The organism is Pedobacter sp. UYP30 (assembly GCF_040547165.1).
Lineage (GTDB): Bacteria > Bacteroidota > Bacteroidia > Sphingobacteriales > Sphingobacteriaceae > Pedobacter.
Genome location: NZ_JBEPPD010000061.1, coordinates 1 through 1177, shown reverse-complemented (window position 1 = coordinate 1177; position 1177 = coordinate 1). Strand labels below are relative to the sequence as shown.

The following is a 1177-nucleotide window of genomic DNA, read 5'->3' as shown; positions in this document are numbered from 1 at the left end:
CTACAGTTTCTTCGTCCAAAACGTCACTATGAAAACGGAATAATATTTTGACGTAATTTTCGTCTTGTGTCGTCATTTTACAATTGGCTATAACGTTTTGAAAATTTGCGCAGAAATGGCATTGCTTGCAGAACCATTGTCGCACCGCACTAAATTAAGTAAATAACTGATGAATTAACGTAAACCACCGTCAGCCATTTTTGACCAAATTTTTTGTTGGCAGTAGTTTTATTTTCCGAAAAGTTTTTGCCAAAAGCCTTTTTTTACATTTTTTTCAGCATCTCCGACTTTTGTTTTTAAATATTCCGAATTATTTGAAATCTCGCCACTTTTTAAATTGTGTTGCTGTTCAAATTCTCTAATTTGTTCCATTGCAGCATCAGCGTAAAGGTAAACTCCTTCTTTGTCGCAATTAAATAAATTAGAATAACTTATTGACTCTTCCATTTCCATTGGATTTGGTTCTACAACTTCAGTGGCTTCTAAAAGTCCAAAGTTATTTTCTTTGCAATATTCTAATGCCGTTAAGAAAACTTCAATCCGTTTGTCAGAAAAAAAATTGTTTAATTCTTGTCTGATTTTTTCGTCAGTTTTATAATCCGCCAATAGACTAACTACTTTGTCAGCCGAAATATAAACTCCCGAACCATAATTGTCTGTTATTCTATCGTTTATTGGATTATCTATTTTGAAATTTAAAATATCTTTCCAACCTTTTGTGTAATTTTTATATTGTGGTTTATCTTCAATTAAAAATGAAAATGCAGAACCTCTTGTATAATAGTAAGTTCTGTAAAATCCTTGAATTACAGCAATATAATATCCGTGAGTTTTGTCAAAAAACTCTGTTGATTGCGTTTTATTTCCAATGTCAATAGTGTCAGAATATTTTTGCTTATAAAAATCTTCAATTCCGTTGTCGAGTGATAATTTTTCGATTTTTGAATTGTCGAGTAAAATATCAAAATACCATTCTTGAATTTCTTTCTCTTTGATAGGGTGGTAACTTATGTCAAATCCCATAATTAATATTTAATTTTAATTAATATTTCTATTTTGTAACGGTCTCTAAAATTACTGCCAACGTTTTTCGGCTTGGCGATGTGGCGGATGCAGAAGCCGAAACTTTCTATAATCACTGAACTTCAAAGGAAGCAAAAATCTTCGATTTAGCACT

1 protein-coding gene is annotated in these 1177 nt (G+C 31.2%); it reads right to left on the bottom strand.

What is annotated here, in order from left to right; translation table 11 throughout:
• Nucleotides 1–228 precede the first annotated feature (228 nt).
• On the bottom strand, nt 229–1023 hold the full coding sequence (locus ABIB40_RS20660) for a hypothetical protein (protein WP_354361850.1): 795 nt from the start codon (nt 1021–1023) through the stop codon (nt 229–231).
• Between the last annotated feature and the right edge of the window lie 154 nt (nt 1024–1177).